Source organism: Chryseobacterium metallicongregator (assembly GCF_031324065.1).
In the GTDB taxonomy this organism is placed as follows: domain Bacteria; phylum Bacteroidota; class Bacteroidia; order Flavobacteriales; family Weeksellaceae; genus Chryseobacterium; species Chryseobacterium metallicongregator.
The window spans coordinates 17,795-41,624 of record NZ_JAVIXS010000017.1 but is presented as its reverse complement, the minus strand read 5'-3'; the positions used below and the strand labels follow the sequence as shown (position 1 = coordinate 41,624).

The window sequence follows — 23,830 nt, the reverse complement described above, 5'->3', positions numbered from 1 at the left end:
GCTTACTTTAGATTTATAGGGTTACCTGCGTAAAATTCGTAGATCTGTTTATTGAGGATTGCTGTATATTTTGCCTGAAGATAATTCTGAACAGACTGTATATAAAGCAATCGTTGTTGTTGAAGTTGTACATAATCAATGCTTCCGATTTTCATCTGAGCATTCACGATATCATAACTCTGCTTGCTGATATTCATTTGCTGGGAAGATGAATCGTATTGGGACAATGCATTCTGAAGATTGATATAAGACTGTTCTACCTGTTGATTCAGGATCGTTTTGGTGTTCTGTAAGTCAAGATTGGCTTGTTCAATGGCGATTTTTGATTTCTCAATCTGTGTTTTGTAAATTCTGTTGTTGTAAATCGGAATACCAAGGCTTAATCCGATGGGCATATAAAAGTTGTTTCCCAACTGGTTAAAATAATTTCCATTTCCGTTAGAATAATTGGTGGAAATGTTTCCAACTAAACTCAAAGTAGGTTGAATAGATGCCTTAGCCATCTTCAGATTGGTATTGGAGTTTTCTACATTCAGTTCACTGTATTTTACTTCCGGACGTTGATTTTGTGCCAGATTTTGAACATCTTGTAAGGGTTTCAATTGATCATCTACGATAATGCTGTCTGGCTTTACAATTTGAAAATCATAATTTGAAGGCAGCTGCAGGATTTGTTTTAAGTTAACAGTATTGGTCCGTAGATTGTTCTGGGCGGCTACCAGGTTGTACTGATCCTGGGCGACTTGAGATTGGATCTGAAGATAATTTAATTTGGAAAGGCTTCCGGCTTTATACAGCTGATCACCTTGTTTTAACTGAGTTTGGGTGGTTTTCAGAACATTTTCAAGGGAAATGATGTTTTCCTGGTTCATCAGAATATTCAGATAGGCCTGGGTGATATTGAGTGTGATATTATTTTCGGATTCCTGTACAGACAAATCTGCCATTTGCACGAGAAGATTCTTAGAAGTTTCATTGTTTTTAATATAGTTGGCATGATAAAGGGTCATGGAAGAATTGGCTCCGATACTTTGGGATTGTGCTCCGGTCATGTGAAGTCCTTCACTTCCATTGAGAGCAAAAAGTCCTTGTGAAACGGTTCCGCTTACATTAGGATATTTGGCGTCTTTTGCCTGAAGAAGATCCTGTTGGGCAGAATTTTTTGAAAGCCTGAGGGAATTGATGGAAATATTATTTTCTTTGGCATATTCAATACAATTTTCCAGAGTCCAGGCGGACGGATAATTGGGTGTTTGGGCAAATATTTCAACGAGTATACACGAGAATATCAAAAAGAAAAATTTGCTTTTCATGGCTTTATTTTTGAAAATTCATAAATAACACAGAAAAAATCAATCCAATTTAATAAAAAAAAATAATGTTTAACAACTTTTTAACCCAAACCTTGTTTTTTTAGATTTAATTTTCCAAAAATTAAAAATATATTAAAGGATTGTGAATTTAAGTTTGCATATTTAAAAATTTATTCAAAAACAAATCAAATATTTATTGTATCTTTGCAAAAATTTTAAAATAGTTAATGAATTTATTTACGGAAACCAATTTAAGTCCTGATATCCTTAAGGCAATTGGCGAACTGGGTTACGAAAGCCCAACAGAAATCCAAAAACAGACTATCCCTTTTATTCTTTCAGATATTCGCGACTTGATCGCACTTGCGCAGACAGGGACAGGCAAAACAGCAGCGTTTTCGCTTCCGATTTTGGATATGATTGACGATACGAGTCGCAAAATCCAATTATTGGTGCTTTGTCCGACACGGGAATTATGTCTTCAGATTTCGAAGGACATAAAGAATTACTCTAAGTATATGAAAGACATCAAGACAACTGCGGTTTATGGTGGAAGTAGTATTGTAGAGCAGATGAGATCTTTGAAGGATAAACCACAAATTATCGTGGGAACTCCGGGAAGAGTAATTGATCTTATCAACAGAAAAGCATTAGACTTTTCTGCGATTCATTGGTTAGTATTAGACGAAGCTGATGAAATGCTTTCTATGGGATTCAAGGATGAATTGGAAACCATTCTAAGCGAAACTCCGGAAACGAAACAAACTTTCTTATTCTCTGCAACGATGAATAAAGAAGTGGAGAGAATTTCCAAAAATTATCTTACAAAACCACACCGTATTTCAGTAGGTTCTATCAACGAAGTGAAGAAGAACATTACTCACGAATACTATGTTGTAGGATACCGTCAGAAAAAAGAAGCATTGAAGAGACTTATTGATGCAAACCCTAACCAGTACTCCATTATCTTCTGTAGAACGAGAATGGAAACTCAGGAGGTTGCTGATTTCTTAATGCAGAACGGATATGCAGCTGATGCTCTTCATGGTGATCTTTCTCAGGCACAGAGAGATACGGTGATGAAGAAATTCAGATTGAAAAACATTGATATTCTTGTAGCGACAGACGTGGCAGCAAGAGGATTGGATGTAAACTCTTTAACTCACGTTATTCACTTCTCTTTACCAGATGATCCTGAAGTATTCGTTCACAGAAGCGGTAGAACAGGTAGAGCTGGAAAAGATGGTATTTCTATGGCTTTAATCAAGCCTGAAGAAAGCAGAAAGCTGAAACAGATCAAATCTGCAACAAAAATTGAAATTAACGAAAGATTTATCCCTACAGGTGAAGATATTATCAAAGCTCAGGTAGGAGGTGTATTCGAAAAACTATTGACGGAGCACGAGGATCTTTTTGAATTTGATGATAGCTTAATCCCGGATCTGAGCAACTTTACAAAAGAAGAGCTGGTACACCAGCTTCTACAGTTCCAGTTGAAAGATCTTGCTTTATACTACAAAGACAAGCATGACCTTGTTGAGCAGAAATTAAGCAACAGAGATGACGACTACTCAAGAAGAGATCGTGGACGTGACAGAGACAGAGATAGAGATAGAGGTCGCGACAGAGATAGAGGAGAGCGTGGAAGAGACAGAGATCGTGGCGGAAAACCAAGAAGAAGAGATGAAAACATGGTAAGATTTTTCTTCAACCTTGGTAAAAAAGACCACTTGAAGAAGCTTGATGTTTTAGATATTATCAACAAGGCTACTGCTGGCGGAAAAAGCAAGAAAAGAGCTGAAATAGGTGATATCGAGATCCTTGAGAAATTCTCTTTCTTCGAAGTTGAAAAATCGTTCAAAGACAATGTTTTGAGCAATATTCAATCGATGAAGTTCAAAGGAAAAGATATGAGAGCTGAAGTAGCAAACTAATCTCTTCTTATACCATACAAAACCGGCATTAATGCCGGTTTTTTTATTTGATAATCAGTAGTTAAGCGAATGTTAACAAAACTTAATGTTATATAGTTTCACGTACAATCCTTTTTTAAGAAATTTGCACACGAATTATAAATACTAAACAATGGGAATTGGTAATATTTTCCACGCTTTTCAACCAAAAGATAAAATCTTCTTTGTACTTTTCGAAAAAGTAACTGAAAATCTAGTTGCAATGTCAGAAGAATTCAACACAGGAATCAAGGATTTCGATCTTAACGACGATTCAATGTTGAAGAAAATGAGCGACTTTGAACACAAGAATGATGAACTTACTCACGAAATTTTCGTAGAATTAGGGAAGAACTTCATTACACCTTTTGACCGTGAAGACATTCACACACTGGCAACAGGACTTGATGATATCGCTGATTATATCTACGCATCCACAAAATATATTTTCCTTTACAAATCACCTGAGATGAAGGCTTATTCAGACTTCTCTTTACTAATCCACAAAGCATGTCTTGAAATTCAGAATGCAATGAAAAACCTTAAAGGGTTCAAAAATATGGAACAGGTGAAAGAAGCTTGCATTAAGGTGAACTCTATTGAGAATATTGCTGACGATTTGCTTTCCAACTCAATGGTAGAATTATTTGAAACCAATGATGCCATCAACATTATTAAAGTTTCATCTGTATTGAACTACCTTGAAATTGTAACGGACAAAGCAGAAGACGTTGCCAATACGATTGAGAACATCATGATTAAATACGCCTAATACATAGCAAAAAATGGAATTTCCGATTTTACTTGTAGTTATTATTGCGCTGGCCCTGATCTTCGATTATATCAATGGTTTCCATGATGCTGCCAACTCAATTGCAACTATAGTTTCTACAAAAGTTTTAACTCCATTCCAGGCTGTACTTTGGGCGGCACTTTGGAACTTTGCAGCTTTCTTTATTGCTGCTTACATTATTGGAGAATTCAAAATTGGTAATACAATTGCCAAAACAGTTAATGAAAATTTTATCACTCTTGAGGTTATATTTTCCGGCCTTATTGCCGCAATTGCCTGGAACCTTTTGACATGGTGGTTCGGGATCCCTTCATCATCTTCACATACGCTGATCGGAGGTTTCTTAGGAGCGGCTCTTATGCACGCTTTCATGATGGATTATCATGATGTAGCTGCAGCACAACCCGGGCTTGGGATGTGGGATACCATTAAAGAAGCTTTCAGCCAGGTAACACAACAGGGTGTAGTAAAGTTTGATAAAGTAATTCCTATCTTCCTGTTCATTTTCATGGCACCGATCATAGGGATGATTATCTCGATCATCATTACCCTGATTATCGTACACCTTTATAAAAGATCAAACCCACACAAAGCAGATCAGTCTTTCAAAAGATTACAGCTGGCTTCATCAGCACTGTTTAGTTTAGGACACGGTTTGAACGATGCTCAGAAAGTAATGGGGATCATTGGTGCAGCAGTAATCTATTATCACGTTAATATGCTTCAGGATGCACAGTATTTGAATATTCCTTCTGCAGAACGTTTTGATTATTTTGCGCAGCATTATATCTGGGTTCCGTTGGTTTCTTTCCTTGCAATTGGTTTAGGTACCATGAGCGGTGGTTGGAAGATCATCAAAACAATGGGAACGAAGATTACTAAGGTAACTTCACTAGAAGGAGTAAGTGCAGAAACTGCAGGTGCTATTACCTTATTTATTACAGACCACTTCGGTATTCCTGTGTCTACTACACACACGATTACAGGTTCTATCATCGGGGTAGGATTAACGAAAAGAATTTCAGCGGTAAGATGGGGAATCACCGTAAGCTTACTTTGGGCTTGGGTTTTAACCATTCCAATCTCTGCAATAGTAGCTGCAATTACTTATCTTGTGGTAACCTTCGTTTTCTAAAAAAACAAATCATACAATTATATAAACTTTGTCCGTTTGGGCAAAGTTTTTTGTTTTATAAAGCCTTGAAAAATCGTATTTTTGTTCAAATTATAAGATTTTATGGAATTTTTAGACAGATACCAGCAAATTGTTGCAGATGCCATCACTAAATATACTTTTAAAGATAAACCTTCGGAGCTCTATGATCCGATGAACTATATTATTTCCCATGGAGGGAAACGCCTTCGTCCTATTATGGTGCTGATGGCATGTGATATGTTCGGAGGAGATCTTAAGCAGGCAATCAAGCCGGCATTGGCTATCGAATTTTTCCATAACTTCACTCTGATCCATGATGATATTATGGACGAAGCTCCTTTAAGAAGAAACAAACCTACCATTCATACTTTACACGGTCTTAACGTCGGGATTCTTTCCGGAGACGGACTGATGCTGAAAGCCTATAAGTTTTTTGAAGATCTTGAACCTGAGATTTTCAAAGCATGTATCAGAATATTTACCCACACAGGACTTCTTTTATGTGAAGGACAGCAGTATGATATCAATTTTGAAACTCAGAAAGATGTTACTTTTGATGATTATATCAGAATGATTACTTACAAAACCGGAGTTTTAAGTGCTTCTTCATTTGAGATCGGAGCTTTGATTGCAAGAGCTGATTTTAAAGATGCAAAAGCTATTTTCAATTTCGGAAAACATATCGGAATTGCTTTCCAGATCATGGATGATTATCTTGATGTATTTGGAGATCAGGCACAGTTTGGGAAAAAACATGCAGGAGATATTTATGAGAACAAGAAAACGGTTCTGTATCTGCTAGCAAGAGAGCATGCTACTGATGAAGAAAGAAAAGAACTGGACTACTGGTATTCTAAGAAGACTGAAAATGTTGATAAAGTATATGGAGTAGAAAAGATCTTCAGAAGAACAAAAGTAGATGAAAAAGCATTACGTCTGATTGAAAAACATAATGAGATCGGACAAAGCTATCTTCAGAAAATTGATGTTCCGGAAGAAAAGAAAAAACCTTTTATCGAACTGGCAAATTATTTGTTGAGAAGAGAAAGTTAAATAAGGTTATAGGTATTAGGGCTTAGGAATTAGATAGCCTGAGCCTTAATACCTAAATCCTAATCCCTTATAAATGAAATTCAGAACAGAAGTTGATATTCCTGCATCAGAAAAGAAAATTGAGATTGAAGATAAAATATTTTCAATAGGATCATGTTTTGCCTCTGAAATGACAGATTTGCTGCATGACGGACAACTTCAGACCCTCAACAACCCTTTTGGGACTATTTTTAATCCTTTTTCCATCAATAATGCAGTCAACAGATTACATGATTCTGCATTTTATGAAGAAGAGGAACTGATCACTTACAACGAAGAATATATTTCTCTGGATCATCACACCAGTTTTGATACCCGTTATATTCATCAGACCTTAGATAAGATTAATGGAGCGATTGAAGCGGGAAATGCCTTCCTTCAGGAAGCTGACTGGATTATTATCACCTACGGATCTTCATTTATCTATGAATTTCTTCCCAAGAAAAAACTGGTGGCCAACTGTCACAAGATTCCGCAAAAGTTTTTTGAAAAAGGACTGCTTTCCCATCAGGAGCTCACCACTTCAATTTACCAGACTATTCTGGACCTTAAGGATATTTGCAAAGAAGGAGTACAAATCCTGTTTACAGTTTCACCTGTAAGGCATACGAAAGACGGAATGGTGGAAAATCAATTGAGCAAATCCAAGCTGATTACTGCTATCCATGAGTCTATTTCAATGTTTGAAGACTGTCATTATCTACCTGTTTATGAGATTTTAATGGACGATCTCCGGGATTATCGTTTTTACAAAGAAGATATGATACATCCCAGTACACAGGCGGTTAATTATATTTTTGAGAAGTTTGGAAAATCTTATTTTTCAGAAGAAACCCAGAATTTTATCAAAGAAAACTTTAAGATTATGAGAGCTCTGGAACATAAAACCAGTGATAAGAAAGATCCTAAGTTTATCGAATTCAGAGAAAAACTGGATCAGAGAATTGAAGTACAGCGTAAAAAAGTAAAACATAAAATATTTTAAATGCTTGATTTCACCAGAATTGACTATCTGAAAGATGGTAATGAAAGACAGAAAAAAGCGTACGAAATTCTTACAAAGTATCGTGTCTTTGAGAAACTGAAAGATTATTCTCCAATTTTGGCAGGAACTGTTCCTATTGAGATTGATATCAAAGGAAGTGATCTGGATCTTATTTTCGAGGTGGATTTAAAATATGATCAGGATTTTCTGGACGATTTACTATTTTGTCAGCTTATTCCTCATGATGTAGAAGTGGAATATCCCATTGTAAACGGTGAGAAATGCATTACATTAAATTTTATGCTTGACGGGTTTCCTATTGAGATTTTTGGGCAAAATAAGCCTACAAAAGAGCAGAATGCATATCTTCATATGATTGCTGAATACAAAATATTACAGGAAAAAGGAGAAAAATTTAGACAAAAAATAATAGAACTTAAAAAACAGGGAATAAAAACGGAGCCGGCTTTCGGACTATTGCTGGGACTTGAAAACCCTTACGAAGATCTATTGAAATTTTAAATAAAATGATTGATACACATACACATCTATACGCAGAAGAATTTGATGAAGACAGAAAAGAAGCCATTCAGAGAGCTTTAGATAAGGGAATTACAGAATTTTATCTTCCTGCTATCGATTCTGAATCGCATGAAAAAATGCTGCAACTGGAAACAGAATATCCAGGACAGATTTTTTCAATGATGGGATTACATCCTTGTTATGTAAAGCCGGAATCGTGGGAAAAAGAACTTGAAATCGTAAAAAATTATCTTGATCAGAGACATTTTCCGGCAATAGGAGAGATCGGAATTGATCTGTATTGGGATAAAACAACACTGGATATCCAGGTAAAAGCTTTTGAACAGCAGATTGACTGGGCCATAGAAAGAGACCTTCCCATTGTTATTCATACAAGAGAAAGCTTCGATGAGACATTTGAAGTACTGGAAAGAAAGAAACATCCTAAACTAAGAGGTATTTTCCACTGTTTCTCAGGAAATCTGGAACAGGCAAAGCACGCTATTGACCTTAATTTTATTTTAGGGATCGGTGGAGTAGTAACCTTTAAAAACGGGAAAATAGATCAGTTTCTGAGTGAAATTCCATTGGATAAAATTGTTCTGGAAACAGATTCTCCATATTTGGCTCCGGTTCCGCACCGAGGAAAAAGAAATGAAAGCTCTTATCTTGATCTGGTTGCCGGAAAGCTGGTGAATATCTATGGAAAAGATTTTTCTGAGATAGACCGTATTACGACAGAAAATGCTAAAAACATTTTTCAAATCCCATAATTAATGAGTGCCCTGTTAAATTTTATTAGGAGCAACAGGTTGAATGGCATATTGCTGTTTGCTGTTTATTTCATCATTAATCTTTTATTTCTGACAAAATATGGAATCAGACAATCTTTTGTTCCTCTTACTATTTTAATTATTCTTTTTTCAGGGGGAAATTTATTGTTGTTTTCTTTAGGAAAATGGTCCTGGTTGAAAAAATTATGGACCAGGAAATCTGTATATCTTCTTATCGTTTTTATAACGATTGCTTACATTGCGATGTGCCATGTGATGAAAGATCCTTACAAAATGAATATTGACAGGTGGGCAACGTTAGAATTTTCTGTGCAACATTGGGTAAAAGGAGAATACATCTATGATACTCCAAATTTCATGGGGAATTTATCATCATATCTTCCCGGGCAATTGCTTTTGTCAAGTGTTTTTTATTTTTTAGGGAATGTCGGCTACCTTCAGGTTGCAATCTTTTTACTGTTTTCCTGTGTTATCTTTTTAGAATTTAGGAGCAATTTTCATAGATTTCTTGCGATAGGAATGTTAGGTATTTCCCTGGCTTATATTTATGAAGTGGTCTGTAAGAGTGATTTTATCTCTTCCTTTATTACAGTTGCAGCCTTTATTCTTTTTTGGAACAGAATGTTTAAAGATGATTATTTTAAAAGACCCTTTCTGCTGGGAATATGCATAGGAATTCTATGTCTTACAAGAAGCGTAGTGATCATTCCTTTGATTATCTTTTTATTACATCCTTTTTTGAAAACGTGCTGGAAAAATAAAATAAAATTTGGATTAAGTTTTTTATTAACGGTAGCAATCTTATTGGCATCCGTTCTGCTGCCTGCCAAAAGTATGGAGCATATGCTGCAATATAATCCTCTTAATCTTCAGGGACAAAGCAATAAATTTGTTATGCTGTTCTTTATGATACTGTCGGTCATCCTTTCCTTCTATGTTAAAAAAATAGAAACAGTATTTTACTTTTCAGCCTATATTCTTTTTTTGCTGATGTTGAGTTTTGTAAGTGAACAGTATTTCACTTTAGGGTTTTCTTACCAGAATAATTTCTTTTCTACCACCTATCTGGCTGCTTGTTTACCATTTTGTATTATAGGTTACTGCTATACAAAACAAAGAATAGAATAATAAACGATCAATAAAAAAGTCCTTTTCAAAGAAAAGGACTTTTATTTTATTTTTTTCTGGTGAAATTCTTATTTTTAGGTTTTTTAAACCCTACCGAAGCTCCCGCAGAAGGTTTTTTACGGTTGTTATTTGGTCTTGAAGTGTTACCATTACCTGTTTTAGGTTTTCCACCCCCTGCAGCTACAGGTTTGTTATTGGAATCCCTTTTCTGTGCTACCAGATCATCAGTATGGAACGGATGATCCTTGATCACAGGAATTTTCTTTCCAATTAGCTTTTCGGTATTCTTTAAATTCAAAAGATCAAGTCCGTCTACAAAAGATATAGAATTACCTTCAGCTCCGGCTCTTCCTGTTCTTCCGATTCTGTGTACATAGGTTTCAGAAACATCAGAAAGCTCAAAATTGATAACGAATTTCAGTTCATCAATATCAATTCCTCTTGCTGCAATATCTGTCGCAACAAGAACTCTTGTTTTTCCGGATTTAAAGTTGTTCAACGCGTTCTGTCTCGCATTCTGAGATTTATTACCATGAATAGCTTCTGCGGAGATATTATCCTTCTGAAGTTTTCTGGAAATCTTATCTGCACCATGTTTCGTTCTTGCAAAAACCAATACAGAGTCTGAAATATCATTTTGCAGAATATGAGAAAGCAAGTTCAGTTTGTTGTCTTTTTCTACAAAATATACAGATTGTTTGATGGTATCTGCGGTAGAAGAAACAGGTGTTACTTCCACTTTCACAGGATTATTTAGGATAGAATTAGCCAGTTTTTGAATCTCACCAGGCATTGTTGCTGAAAAGAATAAAGTCTGTCTTCTCTGAGGTAAAAGTTTAATGATTCTTTTTACATCATGTACGAATCCCATATCCAGCATTCTGTCTGCTTCATCAAGAACAAAAATCTCAAGGTTTTTCAGGCTGATGATTCCCTGGGCAATAAAGTCCAGAAGTCTTCCCGGAGTTGCCACCAGAATATCAACGCCTTTTCTCAAGGCTGCCTCTTGATTTCCTTGTTTTACTCCTCCGAAAATAACAAGTTGCTTTAATGGAAGATATTTACCGTAAGCATTAATATTTTCCTCAATCTGAATAGCCAGTTCTCTGGTTGGAGTAAGGATTAACGCTTTTATATGTTTATTGGGAATTTTATTTTTGGATAAATTCTGTAGAATAGGGATGGAAAAAGCTGCTGTCTTTCCTGTTCCTGTCTGCGCACAACCTAAAAAGTCTCTGCCTTCCAAAATATCAGGAATAGATCTTTCCTGGATAGGAGTAGGAGTCGTGTATCCCTGCTCCTGGATTGCTTTTGCAATAGGTTCTATTAAGTTTAAGTCTGTAAAATTCAAATGAATTATTTTAAAATTTAAATAAAAATTCCTTCAGTCTGAAAGAATTACATTTTGCAAAGGTAGTTTAAAAAAAATTAAGATATTCTTGTTCTCTTAAACTGGTAGTCTTTACCAAATAAAGAAGTAAAGATAATCCCCTGCACCGATGCATTGAAGGTTTTTTAGAATATTATCTATTTCATTAGAATTATATTGTCAGATAGTACTACAAATCTATAAATATGTAATGTTTCAGGATAATTATATAATAGACAATACTTATTTGTTATCTATATTTGGAATATCATAAAACTAAAACCATGAGAAAAATAACCATTTTACCTGCAGATATTGCAGGTTTAGAAGCCAGTATTCTATTACGGCATATACCGGAGACATAAAACCAGTATCCGGAATCTAGTCCAAATACTTTTCTGATTTTATTGAAATTTAAACTAATATGAATTTGGTTTAAAAATACATGTCCTTCAAAATGAAATTGAACAGGCTAGGAAAAAGTATATCTATATTGGAGTAAGATATTTATATTTCGGATGTGATTGACCTAAAAAATCTTTAACACTAAAATCATAAAAGATCTGGTAATCTGCCGGATCGTTTTTTACTATTAATTTTTACAAAACTATTAAACATGAAAAAAACAATCATTTTACTTGCAGCTGTTGTAGGTATCCAAGCGAGTGCGCAATCCTGGAATCTTACTGGAAATACAGGAACCAATCCAACCACCAACTTTATCGGAACAACGGACAACCAGTCATTAATCTTTAAAACCAATAATGCTGAAAAAATGAGAATTACTCCGGGTGGAAGATTTATTTTTCACGGAGTAACAGCAGCAGGACAGATCTGGGATAAAAATTTATTCTTTGGAGGTGGAATGGATGTTACAAGTACTGCTAACAATGCTGTATTTGGCATGGGTGCTCTTACTCAGCTTGCCGAGGGAGGTGGAAATACTGCAGTGGGAACGAATGCACTATCCTTATTTTCCAATGGAACCATGAATGTTGCCATAGGATTTAATTCCATGAGAGGCACGGTATCCGGCAACAGCAATACAGCTCTGGGAATGAATGCTCTGGAGTCATTTAAAACAGGAGACTATAATATAGGAATAGGGCAGGCTGCAATGGCATCAGGTTCTTTGACAGGAAATTTTAATGTAGCGCTGGGCGTAAGTGCATTACGGTACATTAATAGCGGAAATAATAATACAGTTGTAGGCGCAGAATCTTTCAGGTCTATTGTCAATGGATCTCATAATATCAATCTTGGCTTTTCTAATGCTAAATTAATTACCTCGGGAAGTAATAACATTTTCATAGGAAACTATATAACACCGTATAATATGGCTGATCCCCAAAATGAACTGAATATTGGAAACTGGATCGTAGGAAACAATGGTACTATAGGAATTGGTGAATTTACCAATCAGCTCCCTGCTGATGGAGTTGCTCCGGATGGAGAGAAATATAAGCTTTTTGTAAAAGATGGCATCAGAACTGAAAAAGTGAAAGTAGATATTGCTGATAATAACGGTTGGGCAGATTATGTTTTTGAAAAAGATTACAAGTTGATGCCATTGAATGACTTAGCTAAATTTATTGATAAAAATGGTCACTTACCTGAAGTTCCTACTACAGAACAAGCTATTAAAAATGGAATTGAACTTAAAGAAATGAACATTCTTTTGCTTAAAAAGATTGAAGAACTGACATTATATACCCTTGAGCAACAAAAAAGAATAGAAGCTCTTGAACAAAAAGTGAAATAATAAAATAAATATATGAAACGATTTTATATAGTTTTTATATTGGTTATACCTTTGTTTTTATTTTCTCAGAAAGAAAATGATAATTGGTATTTTGGAAATAAGGCGGCTGTTAATTTCTCAGCTTCTGCTGCTGTAGGTTTAAGCAACAGTGAGATGGAAGCTTCTGAAGCATGCGGTACTATAAGTGATAGCAGCGGGAAACTGCTTTTCTATATGAATGGACAAACAGTATGGAATAGGGAACACCAAATTATGTCTAACGGTACTTTAGCTCCTAGTAATAATAATAGTGCACAGCAGCTGGCTATTGTTAAAAATCCGGCAGACAGTAATCAGTATTATGTTTTTATTACGGGTGAAAACGCGTTCGGACAGTTTGCGATTAATTATTCAATTGTTGATATGACTTTAGGAGGTATCGGCGCTGATGGAGCGCCGTTAGGTGATGTTGTAAAGGATAAAAAAAATATTTCAGTCCTGAATCCATCCGGAAATGAGTTGTTCTCGGAAGCGGTAACTGTTGTGGCTCATTCCAATAAAGAAGACTTTTGGGTTTTAATACCTAATGGTTCGGATATTTATGCCTACAAGATTGATAGTAATGGATTTAGTAATGGACAGCCTATTGTAAGTAACCTGAGTCTTCCGTTAAATTTAGGGTCTGGTAGATATTACAGTATTAAAGCTTCTCCTAAGATTAACAATCCAATTTATTCTAACCTTGTAGGTATTTCTTTTTGGGGAGATTTTAATGCGGGAAATGTTCCGGACACTTATTTCTTTAATCAGGTATATTCATTCAATGCATCTACCGGATTGATTACAAATGATTTTTTTCTGCATGTAAAAGGACTGAAAGCCTACCTGCCTGAATTTAATAGAGATGCATCCGTATTATTTCTTGGTTATGGACATATATATGCAGTAGACCTCGTTAATTCAACCTCTTCGAACGTTCAATATATGAAAATTTTTCATGATCCATCTAGTATTACTTCTTCTTCAGCTACTGGGATTCAGAGGAATATCTACGGGGATGTTTATATTAGCCGACAGTCTAAATCATATCTTGGAAAAGTCATAAATCCTGATGTGTATACTTCGTTTATGAGTGTAGATATGAATGCCGTAAGCTTACTGAAAGCATCTGCAAGTTATGGGCTGCCTCAAATCGTTCCTATACATGATAAATCCGGATTTGAAGGATATTATCCCTGCGTAGGAAACCTGACCCTTTTCTCGGAACCGAATATGTCTTTTTACTACAAAATAGCAGAAACAATAACGACAAAAGATAAATATATTTTACAAGGGAAACATAATATAACCATGCAGGCTGGAGAAAGTATTAATCTTTTACCAGGTACTTTTATTGATAATGATGCCTCATATTATGGTTTTATAGCTCCTTGTAGCAAAGAAGAGGATAAGTTATCGAGGTCAGCATATAGAAAACCATCTCCTGTAAAAATGTTTTTAGAGTTGGATAAGAAAGAGAGAGTGGAAACTAACAGTGATATCAAAGTATATCCAAACCCTGTATCTGATTTCCTGACTATTACTGCTGCTGCAAAAATAAATAATGTTGAAGTATATGATATTTCTGGAAAAAGAATTGAAGTCAGTTTAAAAGATAATAAAGTAGATGTAAGAAACCTTTCTGGAGGTGTATATCTTATTATCATTGAAACGAAAAACGGAAAAATGACCAAACAGTTTATTAAGAAATAAAATCTGTTAAAAATAAATGGCTGCCTATCAGGCAGCCATTTTTATAATTGAGCAAAATTACTTCACTTTAGTCCATTCCTGGTTCTTTCTTAAATTCTCAAAAAACTGATACACTTCCGAAAGTTTTTCACTACCACGTTTTCCGTAATCTTCCACATTTTTTGAAGTTCCATTAGCGAATTTTATTCTTAAATATGACGTTGGAAGATCGGTAATATTGTGTTCACCGTATTTATCATTCAAACCTTTTACATTTAAGCCATCAAGTAAACTGATTAATTTATTGTAATCTTCTTCTTTAATGGTTCCTTTAAAAGTTCCTTCACGGGGTTTGGAAAATTCATCTTTTGAAGGTTTATCGTTAAAATTAAAATGTTCTGCTTCAAAAACTGCAGTTCTGTCCGGATTGATTGTCATTTTAAAAACTGGACAGAATCCAAAGCAGGGAGTTGCTTCATATTCAATTGTAGTATATTTTGAATTGACTTTTTGAGAAGTTGTACAGGATGTCAAAAACACAAATGCACAAATGGCTAGCAAATATTTCATAGTTTTTTTCAATTTAAGAAGGTCTCCCAATAATTGTTCCAAAAGTATTCATCTTACTATGTTTTTATGTTAAATATAAAAAAGGAAACTTGTTTAATCCCTTGCTTTTTTAACCATTAAGATTGTATTAAGATGTTAGAATATAAAGGTAAGCTTCGCCTTATGCTTAAGAAATCAGAATGATTCATCTTAACTATACTTTATTTCTTACATCTTTCTTAATGGTTTAAAATATTGAGTGGAAGAAATTGTATAAATAAAAACAGTCTCAGAGTAAATCTGAGACTGTTTCTTTATGATGCAGTTCTATTTTCAAAATAAAACTGATAAATCAATGTATTTCTATCCGTGCAATTGTTTCCAGATGGCATCTTTCAGCTCCATAAGACCTTCTCCTGTAACACCTGAGAAGAACAGAGGCTGTTTGTTTTCCGGGAACTCTGCTGCAATTTCTTTTTTCAGTTCATCATCCAAAAGGTCAGATTTTGAAACAGAAACAATGAAATCTTTATCCAGTAATTCTGGGTTATATTCTTTCAATTCATTTTCAAGAATTTTAAACTCCTGGAAATGATTTTCAGAATCAGCCGGAATTAAGAATAAAAGGATAGAGTTTCTTTCAATATGTCTCAGGAATCTGTGTCCTAAGCCTTTTCCTTCTGCAGCTCCTTCAATAATCCCGGGAATATCAGCCATTACAAATGATTTGTAATTTCTGTAATCTACAATCCCAAGGTTAGGAGTTAAAGTGGTAAAAGCGTAGTTGGCAATTTTTGGTTTTGCCGCAGAAACAGATGCTAAAAGTGTAGATTTTCCTGCATTTGGAAATCCAACAAGTCCTACATCGGCCAAAATTTTAAGTTCGAAGACCACAAAGCCTTCTTCACCATCCATTCCGGGTTGAGCATATCTTGGAGTCTGGTTGGTAGAGGATTTGAAATGTTCGTTTCCTTTTCCACCTTTTCCTCCCTGCATCAAAATGATTTCCTGCTTGTCATCAAGAATTTCCCCGATAATTTCACCTTCTTCATTTTTAGCGATAGTCCCAATTGGAACATCAATATAAATATCAGAACCGTCAGCTCCTGTCAGCTGGTTTTTCGCTCCGTTTTCACCTCGTTCTGCTTTTATGTGACGGGTGTATCGGAGTGGAAGCAAAGTCCATTCATTAGCATTTCCTCTCATGATGACGTGTCCGCCACGACCTCCGTCGCCACCGTCAGGACCACCTTTAGGAATATACTTTTCACGGCGAAGGTGGGCAGAACCAGCACCTCCGTGTCCGCTTTTACAATGGATCTTTACGTAATCTACAAAGTTAGACATATAGTATTTGTTACGAGTTGCGAGCTACGGGACGAAAATACGAATCCCGTATCCCGAATCTCGATTATTTAATTTTCTCTACCTCAGCGAAAAGTTTTTGGGAAATCTCATCAATTTCTCCAACACCGTTTACCTCTACATATTTACCCTGCTGCTTATAAAGCTCGGCAACTTCTGCTGTTTTGGTATAATATTCTTTAATTCTGTTTTCGATGATCTCTACATTGCTGTCGTCTGATCTTCCGCTGGTTTCACCTCTTTTCAGAAGTCTTTCAACCAAAATATTGTCCTCTACTACCAATGAAAGACAGATGTCAATCTCATCATTCAGTACTTCTTTAACGATTGTTTCCAAAGCTTCTGTCTGAGCAGTTGTTCTTGGATATCCGTCAAAAATAAAACCGTTGGTATCAGTAGGTTTTTTGATCTCGTCGATCAGCATATCTGTTGTTACCTGATCCGGAACCAATTCTCCCTTATCGATGTATGACTTAGCCAATTTACCAAGTTCAGTGTCATTTTTCATATTGTATCTGAAAAGATCACCTGTTGAAACCTGTTTTAAATTGAATTTCTCGATTAGATTCTGAGCTTGTGTTCCTTTTCCACTTCCTGGAGGGCCGAACAGAACAATGTTTATCATAATGTTGATACGCTTCCAGCAATGGGCATTTTGCTTCTGGCTTGTGGCTTTTGGCGGCTTGCTTTTTTGCTTTCAGCTTTTTTAAGTTATTATTAAATTTATTTCTTTATATAATTTTAAGCTAAAAGCTATCAGCTAATAGCCAACAGCATTTAATGGTTGATTTGTCCGTCTTCCAACTGATATAAATTCGGTAGGTTTCTTCCTAACTCATCATAATCCAGTCCGTATCCAAGTACAAACTTATTAGGAATTTCTTTTCCGATATAATCCAGTTTGAAATCTTTCTTATAAATCTCAGGTTTCAATAAGAAACTAGCCAGCTTTATAGATTTAGGACGTTGTGTTTCCTTGAAATATTTGAAAAGACTTTCAACCGTATTTCCTGTATCTACAATGTCTTCTACAAGAATGATGTGACGGTCTTTTACTTCTTTAGTAAGCTCCATTTTCTGATAAACGATCCCTGTAGATTCAGTTCCTACATAAGAACTCATTTGAATGAAGGCAATTTCGCATTCTCCCGGGTAATATTTTAAAAGATCAGAGAAGAACATCACCACTCCATTTAAAACCCCAATGAAAACAGGAACTTCATCCTTGTAATCTTCATAAATTCTTAGCGCTGTCTCTTTTACAATTTCCTGAATTTCGGCATCCTTTAAATAAGGAACGAAAGTTTTGTCGTGAACTTTAATGCTTTCCATAAAATTTTTAGTAGTTGGCAAAGTTACGGATTTTTGATTAAAATACTTTCCTGTTTTTATCAGTTTGAAAGTTTAAGGGGTTCGGGATCGCAAAATTGAATCTCCTGATGAAGTCTGTTTAAATAATAATAACAATAAGCTTTTTAGCGGGATAGAATGGTATAGCCTTAAAAAAAGGATTCAGGAAAGTATTTTAAAAAGCAGGTGTTTGAAATGATGAATAAGGTAAGGATGATAAATGTCCTGATTATCGATGAAAAAGCAGATATTCAGAAAAATGACTATCTTTGTTCTTTCAAAACCCAAAAATACAGACATGTAGGATATCATTTCTTTCAGACTCAATAAAACGGTAACGAAGATGTTACCGGTGTTCAACCTTTATTAAGAAAGAAATCATGATTTTACTGCAAAATATATCCTTTGGGTTTCCGGGAGGAAATCTTCTATTTAATCATATCAATTTAACAATACAATCTCACACCAGATCAGCTTTGGTGGGAAGCAACGGCATGGGGAAATCAACCCTGTTGAAAATGATTGCTGGCGAAATACAGCCTTTAAACGGCAATATCAATATCCATGGTGATATTTTTTATGTTCCTCAGATGTTCGGGAATTGTAATCATCTTAGCATTGCTGAATGTCTGAAAATAGATCAGAAACTTCACGCTCTCCAAAAAATCATCGAAGGAGAGGTGGACGAAATGTATTTTGAAATGCTCAATGACGACTGGGATATTGAAGAACGATGTCAGCATGCTTTGGAACATTGGGGACTCGATAATTTTGAATTAACTCAAAAACTGGAAGGCCTGAGTGGAGGGCAGAAGACCAAAGTTTTTCTTGCCGGAATTCAGATCAGCCAACCTGATAGTATCATATTGGATGAACCTACCAATCATCTAGATCTTGAGGGAAGGAAGCTCCTGTATGATCTTATTGACAAAACAGATGCAACAGTGGTTATCGTAAGCCACGACCGTACTTTGCTCAATCTTGTGGAATCCATATTCGAATTAAGCAATCAGGGAATTGCAACTTATGGTGGAAACTATGATTTTTATGCCGAACAGAAAGAAGTGGAGGAAGAAGCACTGCATAATGATATCCATTCAAAAGAAAGAGCTTTGAAAAAGGCAAAAGAAAAGGAAAGGGAAACCTTGGAACGAAAGCAAAAGCTGGATGCAAGAGGTAAAGGAAAGCAGGAAAAATCAGGAGTAGCGAGAATTATGATGAATACGCTTCGGAATAATGCTGAAAAAAACAGTTCAAAACTTAAAGGTGTACATGCTGAGAAGATCAGTGGGATTTCCGATGATTTGAGAGACCTGCGTTACTCTTTAAAAAATTCGGATCAGATGAAAGTGAATTTTAATGATTCCAATCTGCATTCAGGAAAAATTCTTGTGGCTGCTGAAGCTATTAACTTCAATTATGGAAAGGAAAAACTCTGGAAAGAAAATATCAGCCTTGAGTTGCGAAGCGGCGATAGAATCTCAGTTAAAGGTTCCAATGGCTCCGGAAAAACTACGCTGATCAAGCTTTTGTTGGGAAGTATTCAACCTTCGGAGGGGAAAATAACAAGGGCAGAATTCAACAGTATCTATATCGATCAGGAGTATTCTCTGATTGATAATGATTCAACTCTCTATGATTTTGTTCAGACTTTCAATGACAGTGCATTACAGGAATCTGAAGTGAAAACATTATTGTCAAGATTCTTGTTTTGGAAAGATACCTGGGACAAAAAATGTGGAATACTGAGTGGAGGTGAACGTTTGCGGTTGCTTCTTTGCGGACTTTCAATCAGCAATAAGACACCTGATATGATTATTCTTGATGAACCAACCAATAACTTAGATCTGCAAAATGTAGAAATTCTCACCAGTTCTATCAAAAATTATCACGGAACTCTGCTGGTGATTTCGCATGATGAAGTTTTCCTGAAAGAGATTGGTGTGAATAGTGAGGTTTTGTTGGATTAAGAACTATATTCATACTTTGTCATTCCGTAGGAATCTAAATATTATGAGGTTTCTGCGAAATGCTAATTATTTATTTTCTGCGAATGAATAATGTAGTTGGTATTCAATAGGGATAGGCTTTAGCCCGTCTTTAAATACAGAATAAGAATCCATTGACATTAGCCAAAACCTATCATAAAAAAACCTGGAAATTGATTTCCGGGTTTTTTATTTTATATGAAAAAAGATTATTTCTTCGTTTTCTTAATCGCATCCAGATAAATCTTTTTAATACTGTTTTTCTCTTCTTTTTCACTGATGTTTTCAAGAGCTGGAAGTAGAGTCGTATTATGCTTAGTCTTCAGTTTCAAAATTTCTCCCAAGGCAAATGCTGCACTCCAGCGTACCACAGTTCCTTCATGTTCTGTGTTGCCCAAAAGGTTGCTGATAGCTTGATCCAGATTTTCAGGGAATAAATGAGCGGTATTTCCTATTACTTTAGCACTTTCCCATTTTATTCTGGCTGCTTTTTCAGTAAGCGTTTGGGTAACAAATAAAAATAAGGTTTCATCTGCAAGGTTGGGATTTTGTTTTGTAGCATATTCCATGGCTTCTATGCAGGTGGCTTTTGCTGGATCTTTTGATTTCTCTGCGAAAGCAATCAGTTCATCGGCAGGCAAAGAAGAATCAATAATCCATTGGCTGATGATTTCTACTTTTTCCTTTGATTTTACAGTTTTGTCTTTTATAAGTTCTTCTATAGTCACAGGTATTGATTTTTTTCAGTGTCCTAAATTAATAATTCTGCTGAAAGTAACATAACCTTTGTCATTACGAGCAAAGCGAAGCAATCTCTATATAGGCTGTTTTATTTTATCCAGAATAATATCCATCTTCTGGTGCAGTTCATAATCACCTGAAAGCTCAATCAGAGGAGTATTCATCCCGGACAGCCATTCCAAATGGGCTTTTAAAGTTCTGTTCGCAATACCGGTATTGTAATCGTAATCTTTAGCCCAATCCATAAACTCCTGGAACTTTTTGGCTCTTTCCGGGCTGGTAATCATTTCATCACCATATCTTTCGTATTCCCTTTTTCTCAGTCTTTCCATCCTGAGTTCAGAAGGCAGATAGAGAAATATAATCAGATCGAATGCCGGAAATACATTTTCACCCCAATGAATGATCGAACCTCCAAGAATCCAGCTGTCTGTGGAGTGAAGTTTATCTGAAACAGCTGCGTTTCTTATTTCCGGATCTTGTCTTTCTGTAAAGGGGTTTGATGTGGTAAGCCAGAAAAAATCATCACTGTCGAAGTATTCAATATGGAGTTCCTCAGACAATGCTTTCCCTAATGTTGTAACTCCGGAACCGGAAGCTCCGAAAATATGTATTCTCATGGTTTTTAATTTTATAAAATCTGCGGGAATTTTTAATGTTTTGAAATCCAATGATCAATTTCATCCAACACCTGCTCCCGTATTTCCTCATTCAAAATCTCATGACGCATTTCCGGATAGATCTTCACGTCCACATGCTGAAAACCGTCAGCCTTTAAGTTGTTCACGGTATGCATTACCCCTTTTCCAAAATCGCCAATCGGATCATTCTGACCACTTACAAATAAAAAAGGAAATGACTTTGAAATAGAAGATGCCCAGTTTCTCGCTGTAGCCTTTTTATAAATAGTAAACAAAGTATAAAAAGCATTATGAGTAAACGGAATCCCACAAAGTTCATCCTGCTCAAAAGCTTTTCTGTTGTTAGAGTTTACACTTAGCCAGCTGGTGTCACTGAAATCTTTATCTTTTTTAAAGTGCTTGTTATTGACACTTGTAAAAACAGAATTCAAAAAAGTACGATGACGTGGGGCGATGGCATTGGTTAATGATAAATAAGCTCTCAATAGATCTATTCCTGGTAAAGGTCCGCCGGTTCCCGTAATGACAGCTCCTGCAAACTTATTGCTAGCCTTTTGAAGGAGACAACGGGTGATAAAAGATCCCATCGAATGTCCCATAATAAAATGAGGAACCTCCGGAAACTGCTCTGCAAGATGATCTGCCATCATTTCTGCATCTGAAACAAGTCTTTCATCTGGTTTTTCAAGCTGGAAAAAACCAATATCTTTTTTCTCTTTGACAGATTTTCCGTGTCCCAAATGATCATACGTCAATACAGCAATCCCATGAGCTGCAAAATATTCTGCAATCTCTGTGTACCTTCCACTGTGCTCCTGCATGCCGTGAACGATGAGAAGGGTAGATTTTGCTGTTTCCGGAGAAAACAAGGTGTAGAAAAGTTGTGAGCTGCTGTCTATTTTTGAGGAAAGGTATGCTGATTTTTGGGATATGGGCATAAGAACTTGTTTAGATGCTAATCAAAGATAGGGAATAAGTAAAGAAATTGAAATAATGTTATTTATTTGTATAGGACTTCCATTTACAATATTATTTTAATTATCATTATTTTTAACGGATTAACAAATGATTTAAATCTTCAAAATAGAGGAATTTAACCAATGTTATCAATGATTATTATATTATTTTCATTATCTTGAATGATCAATTCTTTGGATGAGCTATGAGATTTTTTATATATTATTTAGAATGGTAAACTATCTTCTTCATTTTTTTTTGACAAACTAGAAATTTTCATTAGTCCTTCAACAATCTCTTCAAATCTTTTAGTTGTAAATACTTTTTCAAGTATTATTCTTAACTTGCTTTCAGTGTCAAGAACCATAGGTTCATAAAATCTTTCTTTTAATTCTTCAGTTATACCTCTCTCTAACAGTAATGAACAAGGGTATAATGTTGCATCAAATGATAACTCAAATACGTCAAATTTATAGCTTTTCATAAATTTACTGTGAAGAATTAAATCATATTGAAAACTATAAGGATCTTGATTTCTCATTTTTTCAACATTAGACTTTTCAAATAGTGATAAATTTAGTAATCCACCAGTAGCTTTATTAAAGCCTTGAAGAGTTTCATCTACCACCTCTATTGGTGTCTTTTTAGTTTCTAAACTAAAGTTTTTCCATTCCATTTTTTATATATATTTTATAATTGAAATTCATATTTTATAGGAAGATGATCAGAATGTATAATTTTGTTTAATGTTAAGTCAAAAATATTAAATTCTGTTGTCTGTAAAACTGTATTTATTTGTTCATTATTTATTCTTTTGAGGAATTTATGGCTAATAATAACTTGATCTAAATAATGATGATCAATTACATCAAAAGAAGAATTAGAGGGTCTAGTTTTTCTAAATGTCCCAGGAAAATTGATATTTGTATATAATTTCCATGTAGGATTGTAATATATATGATTTTCTTGACCTCTAAATACTTTAATGGCACTAAAATTAGTGGTATTGGTAGCAGATAATCCATCGTAATTTACAATTGGAGATTCAAATGGATTAACATTAAAATCACCTATGAGTAATATACTCTTTTGTTCTGAATTTCCAATATGATTTTCAAATTGAAATTTAAATTCAGATAAATTATGTTTTAATGCATCTAAACCATAGTTAAGTTGTGAAGGCATGTGGACAGATATAATATATATATCGATTGATTTAATATAAATTGCTGAATAATCAGTATGTTGTAATGATAAATCAATATCTACTATTTCTTTTTTTTTAATAATTAAAATTTTATCACAGCCTGGATTTAAAAAATGTTCATAATTAATTGAATTTAATTCAGAAATGTAAGGATTTAGTTCATTATAATTGAATTCTGCAAGAAATAAGAAGTCTGGAGATTCATCATTTAAAATGCTCATAATTATTCTGAAATTATTTATTTTTTTTGTATTCCAAAATATTAATTTCATAGTTTAATCGATATTATAGTTTTAAAATGTTATGGTTATCAGGCTAATCAGATTATATCCAAATTCTAACTTACAAATAATCTTTTAAATTTATCTAATTTATTTAAAAATGGTTATAAACTTTTTATATCTCAAAATAAAATCCACCTAGAATTTGCTCACCCAATTTTTTAAAAGTAATTTT

Annotated in this window: 23 protein-coding genes; 12 read left to right on the top strand and 11 right to left on the bottom strand. The window is 34.8% G+C overall.

The window, feature by feature from the left end; translation table 11 throughout:
* Positions 1 to 2: 2 nt before the first annotated feature.
* On the bottom strand, positions 3 to 1,313 hold the full coding sequence (locus tag REB14_RS17775; RefSeq protein ID WP_079240749.1) for a TolC family protein: 1,311 nt from the start codon (positions 1,311 to 1,313) through the stop codon (positions 3 to 5).
* A gap of 227 nt (positions 1,314 to 1,540) precedes the next feature.
* Here REB14_RS17775 and REB14_RS17770 point away from each other — a divergent pair, with 227 nt between their 5' ends.
* From REB14_RS17770 to REB14_RS17735, 8 genes are all read left to right on the top strand, one after another.
* Entirely contained in the window at positions 1,541 to 3,247 is a 1,707-nt protein-coding gene (locus REB14_RS17770) for a DEAD/DEAH box helicase (RefSeq protein WP_079240750.1), read from the top strand.
* Between the two features lie 151 nt (positions 3,248 to 3,398).
* Positions 3,399 to 4,037: a DUF47 domain-containing protein gene (locus REB14_RS17765; RefSeq protein ID WP_027374906.1), complete on the top strand. Its 639-nt coding sequence runs from the start codon at positions 3,399 to 3,401 to the stop codon at positions 4,035 to 4,037.
* A 13-nt stretch (positions 4,038 to 4,050) separates the two neighbouring features.
* Positions 4,051 to 5,193 carry an inorganic phosphate transporter gene (locus tag REB14_RS17760; protein ID WP_079240751.1) on the top strand — a complete coding sequence of 381 codons (1,143 nt, stop codon included), beginning with the start codon at positions 4,051 to 4,053 and terminating at the stop codon, positions 5,191 to 5,193.
* 102 nt (positions 5,194 to 5,295) lie between these two features.
* Positions 5,296 to 6,267 carry a polyprenyl synthetase family protein gene (locus REB14_RS17755; protein WP_034697588.1) on the top strand — a complete coding sequence of 324 codons (972 nt, stop codon included), beginning with the start codon at positions 5,296 to 5,298 and terminating at the stop codon, positions 6,265 to 6,267.
* A gap of 73 nt (positions 6,268 to 6,340) precedes the next feature.
* The gene (locus REB14_RS17750) at positions 6,341 to 7,291 is read left to right on the top strand and encodes a GSCFA domain-containing protein (protein WP_079240752.1); all 951 of its coding nucleotides are present in this window, start codon (positions 6,341 to 6,343) and stop codon (positions 7,289 to 7,291) included.
* Complete coding sequence (locus REB14_RS17745) at positions 7,292 to 7,813, top strand: DUF4269 domain-containing protein (protein ID WP_309522865.1); 522 nt, start codon at positions 7,292 to 7,294, stop codon at positions 7,811 to 7,813. It abuts the gene before it with no gap.
* A gap of 5 nt (positions 7,814 to 7,818) precedes the next feature.
* A complete protein-coding gene (locus REB14_RS17740; RefSeq protein ID WP_079240754.1) occupies positions 7,819 to 8,586 on the top strand; it encodes a TatD family hydrolase in 768 nt (255 codons plus the stop codon).
* A 3-nt stretch (positions 8,587 to 8,589) separates the two neighbouring features.
* Positions 8,590 to 9,735, top strand: a complete 1,146-nt coding sequence (locus tag REB14_RS17735) for a hypothetical protein (RefSeq protein ID WP_309522864.1) — start codon at positions 8,590 to 8,592, stop codon at positions 9,733 to 9,735.
* A gap of 46 nt (positions 9,736 to 9,781) precedes the next feature.
* On the opposite strand, the gene REB14_RS17730 is transcribed toward REB14_RS17735, so the two are convergent.
* Complete coding sequence (locus tag REB14_RS17730; protein WP_079240756.1) at positions 9,782 to 11,086, bottom strand: DEAD/DEAH box helicase; 1,305 nt, start codon at positions 11,084 to 11,086, stop codon at positions 9,782 to 9,784.
* Positions 11,087 to 11,720: 634 nt separating this feature from the next.
* Between REB14_RS17730 and REB14_RS17725 the strand changes: the two genes are divergently transcribed.
* Both REB14_RS17725 and REB14_RS17720 read left to right on the top strand, forming a co-directional pair.
* A complete protein-coding gene (locus REB14_RS17725) occupies positions 11,721 to 12,866 on the top strand; it encodes an autotransporter outer membrane beta-barrel domain-containing protein (protein WP_309522863.1) in 1,146 nt (381 codons plus the stop codon).
* A gap of 12 nt (positions 12,867 to 12,878) precedes the next feature.
* The gene (locus REB14_RS17720) at positions 12,879 to 14,597 is read left to right on the top strand and encodes a T9SS type A sorting domain-containing protein (protein WP_079240758.1); all 1,719 of its coding nucleotides are present in this window, start codon (positions 12,879 to 12,881) and stop codon (positions 14,595 to 14,597) included.
* 57 nt (positions 14,598 to 14,654) lie between these two features.
* Here REB14_RS17720 and REB14_RS17715 read toward each other — a convergent pair whose 3' ends face one another.
* From REB14_RS17715 to REB14_RS17700, 4 genes are all read right to left on the bottom strand, one after another.
* Positions 14,655 to 15,146 carry a DUF6438 domain-containing protein gene (locus REB14_RS17715; protein WP_079240759.1) on the bottom strand — a complete coding sequence of 164 codons (492 nt, stop codon included), beginning with the start codon at positions 15,144 to 15,146 and terminating at the stop codon, positions 14,655 to 14,657.
* A 342-nt stretch (positions 15,147 to 15,488) separates the two neighbouring features.
* A complete protein-coding gene (gene obgE, locus REB14_RS17710; RefSeq protein ID WP_079240760.1) occupies positions 15,489 to 16,472 on the bottom strand; it encodes a GTPase ObgE in 984 nt (327 codons plus the stop codon).
* Positions 16,473 to 16,536: 64 nt separating this feature from the next.
* Entirely contained in the window at positions 16,537 to 17,115 is a 579-nt protein-coding gene (locus REB14_RS17705; RefSeq protein WP_079240761.1) for an adenylate kinase, read from the bottom strand.
* Between the two features lie 152 nt (positions 17,116 to 17,267).
* A complete protein-coding gene (locus tag REB14_RS17700) occupies positions 17,268 to 17,822 on the bottom strand; it encodes a phosphoribosyltransferase (protein ID WP_034697447.1) in 555 nt (184 codons plus the stop codon).
* Between the two features lie 213 nt (positions 17,823 to 18,035).
* On the opposite strand from REB14_RS17700, the gene REB14_RS17695 reads away from it, so the two are divergent.
* Both REB14_RS17695 and REB14_RS17690 read left to right on the top strand, forming a co-directional pair.
* Complete coding sequence (locus REB14_RS17695) at positions 18,036 to 18,170, top strand: hypothetical protein (protein WP_262487978.1); 135 nt, start codon at positions 18,036 to 18,038, stop codon at positions 18,168 to 18,170.
* Between the two features lie 50 nt (positions 18,171 to 18,220).
* A complete protein-coding gene (locus tag REB14_RS17690; protein ID WP_309522862.1) occupies positions 18,221 to 19,810 on the top strand; it encodes an ABC-F family ATP-binding cassette domain-containing protein in 1,590 nt (529 codons plus the stop codon).
* Between the two features lie 227 nt (positions 19,811 to 20,037).
* Here REB14_RS17690 and REB14_RS17685 read toward each other — a convergent pair whose 3' ends face one another.
* The 5 genes from REB14_RS17685 to REB14_RS17665 form a co-directional block, all read right to left on the bottom strand.
* Positions 20,038 to 20,556, bottom strand: a complete 519-nt coding sequence (locus REB14_RS17685; protein ID WP_309522861.1) for a hypothetical protein — start codon at positions 20,554 to 20,556, stop codon at positions 20,038 to 20,040.
* An 87-nt stretch (positions 20,557 to 20,643) separates the two neighbouring features.
* Complete coding sequence (locus tag REB14_RS17680) at positions 20,644 to 21,189, bottom strand: AAA family ATPase (RefSeq protein ID WP_309522860.1); 546 nt, start codon at positions 21,187 to 21,189, stop codon at positions 20,644 to 20,646.
* Positions 21,190 to 21,221: 32 nt separating this feature from the next.
* A complete protein-coding gene (locus REB14_RS17675) occupies positions 21,222 to 22,148 on the bottom strand; it encodes an alpha/beta fold hydrolase (protein WP_309522859.1) in 927 nt (308 codons plus the stop codon).
* A gap of 245 nt (positions 22,149 to 22,393) precedes the next feature.
* A complete protein-coding gene (locus REB14_RS17670; protein WP_309522858.1) occupies positions 22,394 to 22,843 on the bottom strand; it encodes a hypothetical protein in 450 nt (149 codons plus the stop codon).
* Between the two features lie 14 nt (positions 22,844 to 22,857).
* A complete protein-coding gene (locus REB14_RS17665) occupies positions 22,858 to 23,646 on the bottom strand; it encodes a hypothetical protein (protein WP_309522857.1) in 789 nt (262 codons plus the stop codon).
* Between the last annotated feature and the right edge of the window lie 184 nt (positions 23,647 to 23,830).

Coding starts and splice junctions, on each gene's coding strand:
- REB14_RS17775 (WP_079240749.1), bottom strand. CDS start 1,313: ATGAAAAGCAAATTTTTCTTTTTGATATTCTCGTGTATACTCGTTGAA.
- REB14_RS17770 (WP_079240750.1), top strand. CDS start 1,541: ATGAATTTATTTACGGAAACCAATTTAAGTCCTGATATCCTTAAGGCA.
- REB14_RS17765 (WP_027374906.1), top strand. CDS start 3,399: ATGGGAATTGGTAATATTTTCCACGCTTTTCAACCAAAAGATAAAATC.
- REB14_RS17760 (WP_079240751.1), top strand. CDS start 4,051: ATGGAATTTCCGATTTTACTTGTAGTTATTATTGCGCTGGCCCTGATC.
- REB14_RS17755 (WP_034697588.1), top strand. CDS start 5,296: ATGGAATTTTTAGACAGATACCAGCAAATTGTTGCAGATGCCATCACT.
- REB14_RS17750 (WP_079240752.1), top strand. CDS start 6,341: ATGAAATTCAGAACAGAAGTTGATATTCCTGCATCAGAAAAGAAAATT.
- REB14_RS17745 (WP_309522865.1), top strand. CDS start 7,292: ATGCTTGATTTCACCAGAATTGACTATCTGAAAGATGGTAATGAAAGA.
- REB14_RS17740 (WP_079240754.1), top strand. CDS start 7,819: ATGATTGATACACATACACATCTATACGCAGAAGAATTTGATGAAGAC.
- REB14_RS17735 (WP_309522864.1), top strand. CDS start 8,590: ATGAGTGCCCTGTTAAATTTTATTAGGAGCAACAGGTTGAATGGCATA.
- REB14_RS17725 (WP_309522863.1), top strand. CDS start 11,721: ATGAAAAAAACAATCATTTTACTTGCAGCTGTTGTAGGTATCCAAGCG.
- REB14_RS17720 (WP_079240758.1), top strand. CDS start 12,879: ATGAAACGATTTTATATAGTTTTTATATTGGTTATACCTTTGTTTTTA.
- REB14_RS17715 (WP_079240759.1), bottom strand. CDS start 15,146: ATGAAATATTTGCTAGCCATTTGTGCATTTGTGTTTTTGACATCCTGT.
- obgE (WP_079240760.1), bottom strand. CDS start 16,472: ATGTCTAACTTTGTAGATTACGTAAAGATCCATTGTAAAAGCGGACAC.
- REB14_RS17705 (WP_079240761.1), bottom strand. CDS start 17,115: ATGATAAACATTGTTCTGTTCGGCCCTCCAGGAAGTGGAAAAGGAACA.
- REB14_RS17700 (WP_034697447.1), bottom strand. CDS start 17,822: ATGGAAAGCATTAAAGTTCACGACAAAACTTTCGTTCCTTATTTAAAG.
- REB14_RS17695 (WP_262487978.1), top strand. CDS start 18,036: ATGATGAATAAGGTAAGGATGATAAATGTCCTGATTATCGATGAAAAA.
- REB14_RS17690 (WP_309522862.1), top strand. CDS start 18,221: ATGATTTTACTGCAAAATATATCCTTTGGGTTTCCGGGAGGAAATCTT.
- REB14_RS17680 (WP_309522860.1), bottom strand. CDS start 21,189: ATGAGAATACATATTTTCGGAGCTTCCGGTTCCGGAGTTACAACATTA.
- REB14_RS17675 (WP_309522859.1), bottom strand. CDS start 22,148: ATGCCCATATCCCAAAAATCAGCATACCTTTCCTCAAAAATAGACAGC.
- REB14_RS17670 (WP_309522858.1), bottom strand. CDS start 22,843: ATGGAATGGAAAAACTTTAGTTTAGAAACTAAAAAGACACCAATAGAG.
- REB14_RS17665 (WP_309522857.1), bottom strand. CDS start 23,646: ATGAAATTAATATTTTGGAATACAAAAAAAATAAATAATTTCAGAATA.